This is a genomic window from Pseudomonas sessilinigenes (genome assembly GCF_003850565.1).
GTDB lineage: Bacteria > Pseudomonadota > Gammaproteobacteria > Pseudomonadales > Pseudomonadaceae > Aquipseudomonas > Aquipseudomonas sessilinigenes.
Genome location: NZ_CP027706.1, coordinates 2,478,880 through 2,490,797, shown reverse-complemented (window position 1 = coordinate 2,490,797; position 11,918 = coordinate 2,478,880). Strand labels below are relative to the sequence as shown.

General features: G+C 64.1%; 12 protein-coding genes. 8 read left to right on the top strand and 4 right to left on the bottom strand.

The features are described from left to right. A complete protein-coding gene (locus tag C4K39_RS11705) occupies positions 1-708 on the top strand; it encodes an NUDIX hydrolase (RefSeq protein ID WP_124346435.1) in 708 nt (235 codons plus the stop codon). Positions 709-713: 5 nt separating this feature from the next. Next, positions 714-1,220: an NUDIX hydrolase gene (locus C4K39_RS11700; protein ID WP_124346434.1), complete on the top strand. Its 507-nt coding sequence runs from the start codon at positions 714-716 to the stop codon at positions 1,218-1,220. Here the strand turns inward: C4K39_RS11700 and C4K39_RS11695 are convergent. After that, on the bottom strand, positions 1,217-2,122 hold the full coding sequence (locus C4K39_RS11695; RefSeq protein WP_022643810.1) for a LysR family transcriptional regulator: 906 nt from the start codon (positions 2,120-2,122) through the stop codon (positions 1,217-1,219). The two genes, C4K39_RS11700 and C4K39_RS11695, sit on opposite strands and share 4 nt — an antisense overlap. 103 nt (positions 2,123-2,225) lie before the next feature. Between C4K39_RS11695 and C4K39_RS11690 the strand changes: the two genes are divergently transcribed. Next, on the top strand, positions 2,226-3,398 hold the full coding sequence (locus tag C4K39_RS11690; protein WP_124346433.1) for an acetylornithine transaminase: 1,173 nt from the start codon (positions 2,226-2,228) through the stop codon (positions 3,396-3,398). Between the two features lie 81 nt (positions 3,399-3,479). Here C4K39_RS11690 and C4K39_RS11685 read toward each other — a convergent pair whose 3' ends face one another. Then, positions 3,480-4,016 (bottom strand): DUF4174 domain-containing protein, encoded by a 537-nt coding sequence (locus C4K39_RS11685; protein WP_124346432.1) that lies wholly within the window; start codon positions 4,014-4,016, stop codon positions 3,480-3,482. 704 nt (positions 4,017-4,720) lie between these two features. Here C4K39_RS11685 and C4K39_RS11680 point away from each other — a divergent pair. The 3 genes from C4K39_RS11680 (at position 4,721) to C4K39_RS11670 (ending at position 8,087) form a co-directional block, all read left to right on the top strand. Beyond that, entirely contained in the window at positions 4,721-5,710 is a 990-nt protein-coding gene (locus C4K39_RS11680) for a response regulator (RefSeq protein ID WP_068586799.1), read from the top strand. A gap of 3 nt (positions 5,711-5,713) precedes the next feature. Next, complete coding sequence (locus C4K39_RS11675; RefSeq protein ID WP_068586803.1) at positions 5,714-6,661, top strand: sensor domain-containing diguanylate cyclase; 948 nt, start codon at positions 5,714-5,716, stop codon at positions 6,659-6,661. Between the two features lie 106 nt (positions 6,662-6,767). Then, a complete protein-coding gene (locus C4K39_RS11670; protein WP_124346431.1) occupies positions 6,768-8,087 on the top strand; it encodes a YncE family protein in 1,320 nt (439 codons plus the stop codon). A gap of 15 nt (positions 8,088-8,102) precedes the next feature. Here the strand turns inward: C4K39_RS11670 and C4K39_RS11665 are convergent, their stop codons facing one another. Continuing rightward, the gene (locus C4K39_RS11665; protein ID WP_124346430.1) at positions 8,103-9,221 is read right to left on the bottom strand and encodes a saccharopine dehydrogenase family protein; all 1,119 of its coding nucleotides are present in this window, start codon (positions 9,219-9,221) and stop codon (positions 8,103-8,105) included. A 447-nt stretch (positions 9,222-9,668) separates the two neighbouring features. Between C4K39_RS11665 and C4K39_RS11660 the strand changes: the two genes are divergently transcribed. Then, positions 9,669-10,538, top strand: a complete 870-nt coding sequence (locus C4K39_RS11660) for an isocitrate lyase/PEP mutase family protein (RefSeq protein WP_068586813.1) — start codon at positions 9,669-9,671, stop codon at positions 10,536-10,538. A 33-nt stretch (positions 10,539-10,571) separates the two neighbouring features. On the opposite strand, the gene C4K39_RS11655 is transcribed toward C4K39_RS11660, so the two are convergent. Next, positions 10,572-10,976, bottom strand: coding sequence for a response regulator (locus C4K39_RS11655; RefSeq protein WP_124346429.1), 405 nt, complete (start codon positions 10,974-10,976; stop codon positions 10,572-10,574). 164 nt (positions 10,977-11,140) lie between these two features. On the opposite strand from C4K39_RS11655, the gene C4K39_RS11650 reads away from it, so the two are divergent. Beyond that, a complete protein-coding gene (locus C4K39_RS11650) occupies positions 11,141-11,890 on the top strand; it encodes an SIR2 family NAD-dependent protein deacylase (protein ID WP_124346428.1) in 750 nt (249 codons plus the stop codon). Positions 11,891-11,918 lie beyond the last annotated feature (28 nt).

Genomic DNA, 11,918 nt, shown 5'->3' with positions numbered 1-11,918 from the left:
ATGCACGACCGCCCCCCCCTCGCCAACGCCTACCTGCACACCATCGACCTGTGCCTGTTGCGCTACAACCGTGACAGCGGCGAACTGGACATCCTCCTGCACCAGCGGGACAGCGAACCCTTCGCCGGACACTGGGCGCTGCCCGGGATCGTGGTCAACGGCGATGTCGAGGACCGCAGCCTGAACGACGCAGTGGAACGCCTGCGCCGCTCGAGCAAGGTGGACATGCCCCTGGCCTGGTTGGAACAGGTGGGCACGGTGGGCGATGCCTTCCGCGATCCGCGCTGCTGGTCGTCCTCGACCTTCTACCTGGGGATCGCCAGCGAACCCGTGCAGCCTGGCCCGCAGCAAGGTTTCTTCAGCTTGCGGGAAGTGGCCAGCGGCACCTTCAAGCTGCCCTTCGACCACAACAGCCTGGTGGCCCAGGCCCATGAACGACTGCTGTCCAAATCCCTGTACAGCAGCCTGCCGCTGATGTTCCTCGGCAACGAGTTCAGTGCCCCCGAGGCCGTGGCAATCTTCTCTATCGTGCTGCAGCGCCCGGTGCTCAAGACCAGCATCCGCCAACGCCTGCTGAAGATGAGCGAAGCCGGCTACCTGCGCGACACCGGGCGCAAGAAGAGCGGCGACGGCGGCCGCCCCCAGGCGACCCTGGACAACCTCAAACCCGAGCAGGTGTACCTGTTCGATCGCTGCTTCCTGGAGTAACCCACATGAGTTCGACCCCCGATAACCAGTGCCTGCTGGAAACCCCCTATTTCAGGGTGGTCCGTGAGCAGGGCTACTTCATCATCAAGGAGGCCCAGGCGGTGAACGGCGTGGTCGCCATACCGACCCTGGCCGATGGCCGGCTGATGCTGGCCGACCTCAGGCGCCGGGCCATCGGCGGCCAGTCCATCGAGTTTCCACGAGGGGCCATCGACGCCGGCGAAAGCCCTTGTGATGCCGCCGCCCGTGAACTGCTGGAGGAAACCGGCTGGCAGGCATCGCAGGTGCGCCAGCTGGGATTGCTGCACAGCAACACCTCGCTGATCGCCAGTGCCGTTGCCGTGTGCCAGGTGGAAATCGCCGAGCAGCAGGCCGGCGCCACCGATGGCGAAGTGGACAAGGTGCTGTGGGTCAGCCGCCAGGAACTGCTGGCGATGATCGCCGCCGGGCGCATCACCGACGGCCATACCCTGTCAGCGGCGATGATGCTGCTGGCCCACGAAGCGAGCTAGGGGCGCCCCCACTTTTCCAGGGCGAACTCGACGAAACTGCGCAGCTTGGGCAGCCGGTAACGGTCCTGGGCATAGAGCAGGTGCATCGCCCGCAAAGGCAGCTGGTAGTCCTGCAACACGGCCACCAGCCGCCCCTGGCGCAGGTCTTCCTCCACCAGCGCATCGGGCATCATCACAATCCCCAACCCGCCCCGCGCCGCACGATGCAGGCCGGAGGACGTGTTGGCCAGCAATGAGCCGGACACCGGTATCAGCACATCCCCCTCGGGCCCGTGCAAGGGCCACTGGGTCGCGGTGGAACTCCACTCGTCTCCCGCCGGAAAGGCGAAGGCCAGGCAGTTGTGCTGCGCCAGGTCCTCGGGCACCTGCGGCGTGCCATGGTGCTCTAGGTATTGGGGCGCGGCGCAGATGGTCAGGGTGTAGTCCTGCAATGGCCGGGCAATCAGTGCATTGGTGTCCAGGTTGCCCAAGCGGATGGCCACGTCGAAGGTGCCATCGGTGAGGTCGAAGCGCTGGTTGGCCAGGTTCAGCTCGACCTTGACCTCCGGGCAGCGCTGGCGGAATTCACTCAGGGCCGGCGCCAGGCGCTCGGTGCCGAACGTCACCGGCGCGGTGATGCGCAAGGTCCCGGACGGCGTGCCCTGGGCCTGCTCCGCCAAGTGCTCGGAGTCGGCCACCAGGCCCAGCACCGCCAGGCAACGCTGGTAATACTCGGTGCCGAACTCGGTCAGGCGCTGGCGGCGAGTGGTGCGGTTGAGCAGGCGCACCCCCAGGCGTTGCTCCAGGGCCCGCAGGTGATTGCCCACCATGGTGGTGGAAAGGCCGCATTCCCGGGCGGCGGCGGTCATGTTCCCCGCCTCCACCACCTTGACGTACACCGACATCGCCTGGAACAGATCCATTATCAAGTCCTGCTTCAAGATGATTAAAGATCTGCCGAGTTTATCTAGCCTGGCTGGCTAACGATACTGGCGACACCCCCACCCGTGATGGAAGTGAACCGCCATGAGCGCCGCCCTGATGAGTACCTACCAGCCTTTGTCCCTGAACTTCAGCAAAGGCCTGGGCACCCGCCTCTGGGACCAGGCCGGCCGCGAATACCTGGACGCCATCGCCGGCGTGGCCGTGACCGGTGTCGGCCATTCCCACCCGCGCCTGGTCAGCGCCATCAGCGAGCAGGCCGGATTGCTGCTGCACACCTCCAACCTGTACAGCATCGACTGGCAGCAGCGACTGGCGGGCCGGCTGACGGCGCTGGCCGGTATGGACCGGGCGTTCTTCAACAACTCCGGGGCCGAGGCCAACGAAACCGCACTGAAACTGGCGCGCCTGCATGGCTGGTACAAGGGCATCGAGCAACCGCTGGTGGTGGTGATGGAGAACGCCTTCCACGGCCGCACCCTGGGCACCCTGTCGGCCAGCGACGGGCCGGCGGTCCGCCTGGGCTATGGGTCGTTACCCGGGGATTTCCTCAAGGTGCCCTTCGGTGACCTGGCGGCCCTGGAGCAGGCCGCCAGCCGCCATGGCGCGCGCATCTGCGCGGTGCTGCTGGAACCGATCCAGGGCGAGAGCGGCATCCAGCTGGCACCAGCAGGTTATCTGAAGGCGCTGCGCGAGCTGTGTTCCCGGCGCAACTGGCTGCTGATGCTCGACGAAATCCAGAGCGGTATCGGTCGCACCGGCCGCTGGTTCGCCTGCCAGCACGAAGGCGTGGTGCCGGACGTGATGACCCTGGCCAAGGGCCTGGGCAACGGCATTCCCATCGGCGCTTGCCTGGCCCGGGGCAAGGCCGCGCAGCTGTTCACCCCCGGCAGCCATGGCAGTACCTTCGGCGGCAACCCCCTGGCCTGCCGGGTGGCCTGCACGGTGCTGGAGATCATCGAGGAACAGGGCCTGCTGGCCAACGCCGAACACCAGGGAGCATTGCTGCTCAAGCTGTTGCGCGAGGAACTGTCGGGGCATCCGCAGGTGCTGGAGGTTCGTGGCCTGGGCTTGATGATTGGCATCGAACTGCGGCATCCGGCTCCGGACCTGGTGCAAGCTGCCGCCCGGGATCATGGGCTGCTGATCAATGTCACCCGGGGCAAGACCATCCGCCTGCTGCCACCGCTGGTGATCGATGAGGGCGAGGTGCGGACGATCGTCCAGGCGTTGCGCCAGTTGCTGGATCGCCCTTGAGCGCAACCGGGAAATACCTCGGGGTGCGGAGCAATGCCGGGGGCTAATGCAGCCTGCTCCCGGCAGGTCCTGAAACCAGGCTCAGTCGTCCAGGGCCTGGGGTGCCGCCGCAGGCTTGGCTTGCTTACCGGCTTTGGCATTGGCCGGCTTGGCCTGGGGTTCCGGCGCCGGGGCCGGGGCGGCCGCCTGCTTCTCGGCCGCCGGCAATTGATCGATGGCGCTGAACACGTCCTTGAGTTCGATCGCCCCGGAATGCTCCAGCTTCTTCTCACCATCCTTGCCCACCAGGATCACCTTGGTCTGGGCCCCCGCACCCAACTTGAGGCTACGAATCAGGGCCATGGTGGATTGCGGATCGATGTCCTTGCCATCGCGCTGGCCGATGGTATTGAGCACCGTGTACAGGACCATGTTGCGTTCGTTGAAGGCCTGGCGATTGGCAGGCTCTTCCAGGGACTTCTTCAAGCTCACCAGGGTCGGGTCGACGCTGCTGGGGGCGATCACGATCAATGGCCGTGATTTGCCCAGGTCCTGGGTCAGTGGGCCATCGTTGTCGGCAGCCAGGACGGGGCCTGCGACAGCGAGCAGAGTTGCGAGGGTCAATGACCGAATGAACATGCGTCTCTCCTTATATTTTCCACGCAGTAATGATTGCGCATTGCGGGAAAAGGTCCAGGCCGCTACTCAAAATCTGACATTTTTTTGGCCGCTCGCCCACGCTTGCCCCCAGGCTCCCTACAGGCAGCGCAAATCAAGGGCCCCAGTGATCAGGCAAGCCCCTGGAGCAGGCTGCGCGGTAAGTTCTTGTTGCATATTGGCAGGCTGGTTGTGGCAGGTGGGCAACTCGACCCATTAACTTTCATCCCCCGCGCCTGACCGACCGTTCATTCGAACACTGACTCGTTCCACACCAACCTATACGAACACGAAGTCACCACAAATAATAAGAAGTTATTTAACGATCAATTAAAAGTTATTTACAACGCGTCATTTTTCAAACGCCAGAAAACAGTCGCAAGACACCTTGAAAACTGACCAGACCCCCGTATTTACTGACTCTCACAGCACGCCCCGGCAAACCAAGTGCCCACCCATTGAAAGTTGAACCCGCATCTTAAGTTGCCATTCCAGGTACTGGAAATTCATTGAACAATGATCTGGAACAAACAACTCGATTACCCGCTGCTTGTTCTTTCATTATCTGCCGCTCTATAGTTCGGCGCGGCACGGACAGCCTGTAACAAACACAATACAAACGGCAACTCGTTACATTCCCGAACACTATCCACCTGCGGATTTTTTCGAATGAGCGTCCGATCCCGATGATTCCCCTCCTCGTCTGCGATGACTCGAGCATGGCCAGGAAGCAGGTGCTGCAGACCCTGCCTGGCGAATGGCGAGTGTCCGTGACCCAGGCCTGCAATGGCCGCGAAGGACTGGAAGCCCTGCGCCGGGGCCTGGGCAAAGTGGCGCTGCTGGACCTGACGATGCCGGTGATGGATGGCTACCAGGTACTGAGTGCCGTGCAGGAAGAAGGCATCGACACGCAGATCATCGTCATCTCCGGCGACATCCAGGAAGAAGCCGTACGTCGTACCCGCGAGCTGGGCGCCCGGGCCTTTCTCAAGAAACCTTTCGACCCCCAGCAATTGCGCAGCCTGCTCAATGAACTGCAACTCTTGGATAACGGACGCTGCAAGCCGGTGCCCAATCCGTCCCCGGCACCGGTGGTGACCTTTCGCGATGCCTTTCGCGAGACCGTGAACGTCTCCATGGGCTACGCCGCGGCGCTGATCGCCAAGGTCCTGGATGTGTTCGTGCACCTGCCGATTCCCCACGTCAACGTCCTGGAGGCCGGCGAGCTGCAAATGCTCCTGGCGGACGCTAATCGCTCGCGACAGTTGACGGCCATCTGCCAGAGCTACATCGGCAGCGGCATCGCCGGCGAGGCCCTGCTGATGTTCTACGACTCTTCGGTGGCCGACATTGCGCAGTTGATGGAACAGGGCACCGATCCCTACCAGGAAATGGAAGTGCTGATCGACCTGTCCAGCGTGCTGATCGGCGCCTGCCTGAGCAGCATCGCCGACCAGCTGGACATGTTTTTTTCCGTGGGCCACCCCCAGGTGCTCGGCGAGCAGACCAGCATCGACGAATTGATCGTGCTCAATCAGCAGCGCTGGAAAAACACCCAGGCAGTGGAGATCAGCTACAGCCTGGAAGAGCAGAACATCCACTTCGACCTGCTGCTGTTGTTCACCGAAGGCTCGCTGGCCTTGCTGGAACAGAAGCTGGCCTACCTGATGAGTTGAACCATGCCCAGACAAATGAATTTCAGCGAGCTGCACTGGCTGCTGGCGGTGGTCCAGAGCATCGACGTGGGAATCGTCGTGCTGGACCTCGAATGCCGGGTCCAGGTGTGGAACAGCTTCATGGAGAACCGTTCCGGGGTGGCCTCCAAACAGGCCATCGATCGCTCGTTCTTCGAGCTGTTCCCGGAAGTCGAGAAACCCTGGTTCACCCGCAAGGTGGGGCGAGTGGTGGCCCTTGGCACCCCCGCCTTCACCATCTGGAAACAGCGTCCGTACCTGGTGCACTTCAAGAACTACCAGCCGATCACCGGCCAGGGCGAGTTCATGTACCAGAACACCACGCTGCTGCCGTTGCGCTCGGCCAACAGTGAGATCGATCACGTGTGCCTGGTGATCTACGACCTGACCGATGTGGCGATCAACAGCCTTGCCTTGCAGAAGGCCAACAATCAAATGCAACAACTGTCGCGTACCGACCACCTGACCCAACTCTACAACCGTGGGCACTGGGAGCAGCGCCTGCAATTCGAATACGCACACCATGACAACGCCATCGCCCTGCTGATGCTGGATATCGACCATTTCAAGTCGATCAACGATCGCTACGGCCACCAGGCTGGCGATGCCGTGATCAAGTGTCTTTCGCAATTGATCCACCAGCACCTGCGCGACAGCGACGTGGCCGGACGCTATGGCGGCGAGGAGTTTGCCATTGTCTTGCCACGCACCGACCTGGGAGGCGCCCGCACCCTGGCCGAACGCCTGCGTCAATCCGTGCAGAACCAGCAGGTGCTGCACAACGGCCAAACCATTGCCTTCACCATCAGCCTGGGCATCGCCTGCCTCGATCACACGGCCCGCGACCATCGCTGCCTGATCGAGCGGGCCGACCAGGCGCTGTATGCCTCCAAGCGCGCCGGACGCAACCGGGTCAGCACCTACGCGGCCTGAATGATCACCGCACCTGGAAAGTCCTCGAGCCGCGGATAAACCACTGGTTTTCAAGGTCCATTCCGGGGTCAACTTGCCTACCCCGCGCCACAAGGAGTCCACGCGCATGTCCCGCCCCCCGCCCCAACAGAACGCCCAGGAGCAATGGCACCGCGCCGTGCACCGTTATGCCCAGGACATCAACCACTATGTCGAGACCGGCATGCGCGAAGGCTGGGATAACCTGAAGGAGCCCAGCCTGCCAGCCACCAAGCACCTGCTGCCCGCCTGGCAGGCGGCCCTGGAAGCGAGCAATGCCGGCCCCCATGATCCCGTCGCACGCGAAGCCTTTCGCCAAGCCTGGCCGCCGGCGCACTTTCCCCTGACGCCACACCTGGAGAACCAGGGCCAGATGATCCCGGCCCTGGCCCTGCTGGCCGACGGCAGCCTGCTGGCGCGGATCGGCGCGCCCTACGAGGCGGGCTCGGTGGTGCACATCGATAACGATCGTGTCCGGACCCTGGACCAGGTGGAGTACTTCGGCGCCTGCCCGCAGCGACGCTACTTCGCCTGGGCCCGGGCCGCAGGCATCCAGGTCACCGACGGTTGGGACGGTCCACAGGTGGCGAGCTTCGCCTGGCCCGAGCGGCTCGCCGGGTTGCCCGCGGACCTGGAACTGCGCGAACGCGCCACGCCCAGCCAGCTGATCCCCTTCCCCGACGGCCAGCGGGTGCTGCTGGTCAGTGCCGATGGCATCTTCGTCCTCCACGCCGGTGGCGCCACCCGCCTGCTGCGCAGCCTGGAAGAGCTGCGCCAGGACTTGGCCAAGGGAGTCCCCGCCGAAGACCTGAACCTGGACCTGAGCATGGAGCACGGGGCGATTTCGGCGGACGGCCAGTGGATCGCCGTGGGCGAGCAAAGCAGTTCGCACCTGGTATTCGATGCCCAGCTGCAGCCATTGGCCGAGATCGGCCCCGGCAGCGAGTACCCGCACTTCGCCTGCTTCAACCAGCGCGGCGACCGCCTGCTGCTCAATGCCTGCCACTTCTACAGCGGTGCCAGCCTGGGCGTCGCAGTGGCCGACCTGCCGGGGCTGGCCACCGATTTCTACAGCGACGATCCGCGCACCCCAGTGCTGCAGGATGGCGCCCGGGTATACGCCGCAACCTCGCGGGGCGACGAGTTCATCATCGGCGATGCCTACGGTTACCTGCGGGCCTTCAGCGAGACCGGCCAAGAGCGTTGGCAGCACTACGTCGGCTCGACCCTGTGCGCCATGGACATCAGCCCCGATGGCAAGACCCTGGTGGCCGCCACCTTCGCCGGCATCATCGTGCGCATCGAACTGGACCGTGGGCGCCCGGACTGGCAGATCGGCACCGGCGCGCACCATGAAGTACAGCGCTGGCTGTTCTGGAAGGACCTGGCCAAGCCGCTTCTATGGTGAAAAAGCCCAGCCCGGCTAACGCGAGAACTCAACCTGCATCTGCAAGTGGAGCGGATCGTCGATGGCCCGCAGGTACTGCTCCAGGCTGACCTCGCCGATGCAGGCGCGAGCTCCCGGGAGCAGCGCCTGACCATCGAGCACCTTGAGGATCACCGCCACCGCCGCACAACTGGGAATCTCCGGGCCATGATCATGGGTGGCCGTCAGTTGCGCGGCCATCGACAGCGGCTGGCCATCCTGGCCCAGGCCATGCACGTCGACATACATGGCGCTCAAGCCATCGCCCAGCCACTCGAACCATGTCCCGCAGCGATGCAACCGTACGGCCCAGGGCGCCGGATCGCGCACCAGCCCCAGCTTCACCGCCTGGGCCAGCAAGGCGTTGGCCAGCCCGGCGACCTTGAGCCCGGCACCCGCCTTGAACGACAGGGTATGGGCGCCATAACGGGCGGCGAACAGGTCCAGGTCCGGCACATCGACATTGGCCACCAAGCGTGTGCCCAGCCTTGGCAACGTGCGCAAGGCCAGCCCCTGCCAGCCGATCACCGGGTGCGGCTGACCGTCCTTGAGCTGCTGGATCGGCCGACCGGCATAGGCCAGCACCCCGAGGATGGTGGACACCCCGGGCATCTTCGCCGAGGAAGAAATACCGTGCTCGATGCGATCGATACGGGCGAAGCGCTGGCGATGCTCGTCGATGATCGCCGACGACAGGGTCGGCACCGAACTGCAACCACTGAGCAACGTCACTCCGGCCGCTCGGGCCTGGGTATCAAGGCCGCCGATACCCCCCACGAATTGCCGGCAGTCGGCCAGGTCGCAGTAGTTCACCCCGGCCTCGATGCATCCCTGGGCCACGGCATAGGACTGCCCCTGGAACGGTCCGCCGGTGTGGATCACCCAATCGATGCCCAGGGTCTTGAGCGCCGGTGCCCACTCCTCGCCCATGGCATCCCCACACCACCCCTCGCAGGGCTGCCCGCCCTCGGCGCGCAGGGCCTCGACCTTGGCCGCCAGGCGGGCCGGGTCGCGTCCTGAGATCAGCAGGTGCACGCCGGGGCGGTGGATCAGGTAGCGGCAGATAATGCTGCCGAAATTGCCATAACCACCGACCACCAACACTCTGAGCGTCATTACCTGCATCCCTGAAATAAGTACGTTGCACCGCTGAATGAGCGCATTTTGCGGTGCGGCAGCTTCCGCGATTTGCCCTGGACCGACAAGCCCCTGGAGCCGCCCGGTACCTTACGGCCACAGTCCATCGGCACCCTGCGGAACACTTGTAACATTAAGTTGCTAAAAAATTGCCAATGCCAGTCCGGCATAATGCTATGCAAATTCCTCATCCTCTACGGCCCGGGAGCGTGTTAGCCTCGTCCTGCTATGTCGGCCTCGCATAACAAACCCGCCGTTTCATCCAATCAAGCGGGATAAAGACGCCTTGCTACCCCCCTGCTTCACCTTCATCTGCCCAACTAACGTTTCGCTGCGAGCCTTTCGATCATCGGCTCGCCAAGGGAACTGATTGCAAAATTCGATTCGACCCGAAGGTCGATCTCTCGATCCTATCTCGGAGCTGTTATGTCCAGGCTTTCCCATCAAGATTTGCGCCGCGGTTTCCGTGAACTGATCGCCTCATCTTCCTGCTATCACACCGCTTCTGTATTTGACCCGATGTCCGCCCGGATCGCCGCCGACCTGGGTTTTGAAGTGGGCATCCTCGGTGGTTCCGTAGCCTCGCTGCAGGTCCTGGCGGCCCCCGACTTCGCCCTGATCACCCTGAGTGAGTTCGCCGAACAGGCCACCCGCATCGGCCGCGTAGCCCAGTTGCCAGTGATCGCCGACGCCGACCATGGCTACGGCAACGCCCTCAACGTGATGCGCACCGTGGTCGAGCTGGAGCGCGCCGGCATCGCTGCGCTGACCATCGAGGACACCCTGCTGCCGGCGCAATTCGGCCGCAAGTCCACTGACCTGATATCCGTCGCCGAAGGCGTGGGCAAGATCCGCGCGGCCCTGGAAGCCCGGGTCGATCCTGAACTGGCGATCATCGCCCGGACCAACGCCGGGATCCTGCCGGTGCAGGAAATCATCAGCCGTACCCAGCAGTACGAGCGCGCCGGCGCCGATGCCATCTGCATGGTCGGCATCCGCGATTTCGAACAACTGGAGCAGATCTCCGAGCACCTGAGCGTGCCGCTGATGCTGGTGACCTACGGCAACCCGGCGCTGCGCGACGACGCACGTTTGGCCCAGCTGGGCGTGAAGATCGCAGTGGACGGCCACGCCGCCTATTTTGCGGCGATCAAGGCCACCTACGATTGCCTGCGCGAACAGCGGCAGATCTTCACCCAGGCCTCGGACCTGAGCGCCACCGAACTGGCGCACACCTACACCCAGCCCGAGGAGTACATCGTCTGGGCGCGGGAGTTCATGAGCGTCAAGGAGTAACACCGGCAATTGGCCGGGGTGAGGCGCAACGCCTCAACCCTGGGCCGATTTCAACGCGCCTTCCACGCAATCCAGGACCTGCCCGATGGTCCAGGGCTTGCGGATGAACGACACCGGATAGCGCACCCCGGAACTCTCGGGAGTCTCGTACCCCGACATCACCACGATCGGCATTCCCGGCCAGTGTTCGCCGCACAGGTTGCTCAGGCTTGCACCATTGAGCCGGCCAGGCATGGTGATATCGGTCAGCAGCAGCGCCACATCCGCGGCCCGTTCATGGAGGAATTCCCAGGCCTGGTCGGCACTGTCCACGGCTTGGGTGGCGTAGCCCTCGTCCTCGAGGATCTCGCACAGGAACTCCAGCACCGTCGGCTCGTCCTCCACCACCAGGATCAAGCGCCTGCAGGCGTCGCTATCGATGGGCGAAGCTGAATACATGGATGACACTCCCTGGCAGGTTGGATGGGCGAGCCAAGCCGCCGACACACTTATGAGCGAAGGCGCGAAGATAAATTCACTTGCCGCGACCGTCGGCGGATAATGCCAGCCCCGCACGCGCCACCCAAGTGGCGCCGTGGTTGAAAACGGAGGTGGTTCTTTCCATGGAGTTCGATCCCAAGCGACTGGCCCAGGCCAGGCACCTGGTGGTATTCAGCGGCGCCGGAGTCTCGGCGGAAAGTGGCATCCCGACCTTTCGCGATGCCCTGACCGGCCTCTGGGAACACTTCGATCCGGCGCGCCTGGCCACGGTCCAGGCCTTTCGCGACGACCCGGCGCTGGTCTGGGGCTGGTACGAATGGCGGCGCCAGAAGGTGCTCGCGGCCCAACCCAATCCGGCCCACCTGGCGATCGCCGAACTGGGCCGGCGCCTGCCGCGCCTGACCCTGATCACCCAGAACGTCGATGACCTGCACGAACGCGCCGGCAGCGTCGATGTGCTGCATCTGCACGGCAGCCTGCACACGCCCAAGTGCTTTGCCTGCAACCGGCCCTTCACCGGCGAACTGCCCATGCCCTCGGTGCCGGAGACGGGCGCTTGCCTGGAGCCACCACGCTGCACCGGCTGCAACGGCAAGATCCGCCCTGGCGTGGTGTGGTTCGGCGAAGCACTACCCGAAGCGGCCCTCAAGCGCGCCTTCCAGGCGGCCCGCGAGTGCGACCTGCTGCTGTCGGTGGGCACCTCCGGGCTGGTGCAGCCGGCAGCGCAGATTCCCCAGCTGGCCCTGCAGCAAGGCGCCTGCGTGGTGCATATCAACCCGCAGCCGCAACCCGGCAGCGCCCTAGGGGAATACCACCTGGTGGGCAAGGCCGGGCAAGTGTTGCCACAACTGCTACAGCAGGCCTTTACCTGATTTCCGGGTGGCCCACAGTGGGCCGCCC